1 protein-coding gene is annotated in these 513 nt (G+C 31.2%); it reads left to right on the top strand.

Features of this window, described 5'->3' with window-relative positions; genetic code table 11:
• Positions 1 to 161: 161 nt before the first annotated feature.
• Positions 162 to 335, top strand: a complete 174-nt coding sequence (locus tag L979_RS16050) for a hypothetical protein (RefSeq protein ID WP_156125609.1) — start codon at positions 162 to 164, stop codon at positions 333 to 335.
• Positions 336 to 513: the final 178 nt, after the last annotated feature.

Below are 513 nucleotides of genomic sequence, written 5' to 3'. Positions count from 1 at the left end.
ATGGGCGCTTTATATTCAATAGCGAATGCCCAGCATACTAAAAAGAGCAAGAAGAATAAAGATGATAAGATACCAGTTAGAGCTTATTATTGCAAATGGTGCACTTGTTATCACTTATCAAGTCAGCAAAGATTAAACATTAAGACAGGAGTAATTGGATAATGAAAGATGAATTTACATACTACATAGCTCGATACTTTTCAGATGATTTTGGAGAATTTGAAAGCCGTAAGTTTTATAATAAAAGAGAAGCTCTGGAATGGTTTGAATTGTTACCTGAAAAACAAAGAATTGAACTTAAAAAATATACTGAAATCACTGAGGTTATAGCATAATGACAAATGAAGAATTATACGAAAGAATAAGTAACTCACTAAAAGAGCAAGGTATCGGAATAAGTCAATTTGAATCAAAAGTTAAAGCTGAAACAGGTAAATACCCTAACTTAAAAATGACTAAATCACGTTTGAGTTTACCGAATACCGTAGCATTCCCTTATCTTACTATGTTTTT

This window comes from Kocuria sp. ZOR0020, assembly GCF_000800955.1.
Taxonomy (GTDB): domain Bacteria; phylum Actinomycetota; class Actinomycetes; order Actinomycetales; family Micrococcaceae; genus Kocuria; species Kocuria subflava.
This window is presented reverse-complemented; position numbering and strand designations above follow the sequence as displayed.

Excerpts from the sequence above, each read along its gene's own strand:
- L979_RS16050 (WP_156125609.1), top strand. The coding sequence starts at position 162 with ATGAAAGATGAATTTACATACTACATAGCTCGATACTTTTCAGATGAT.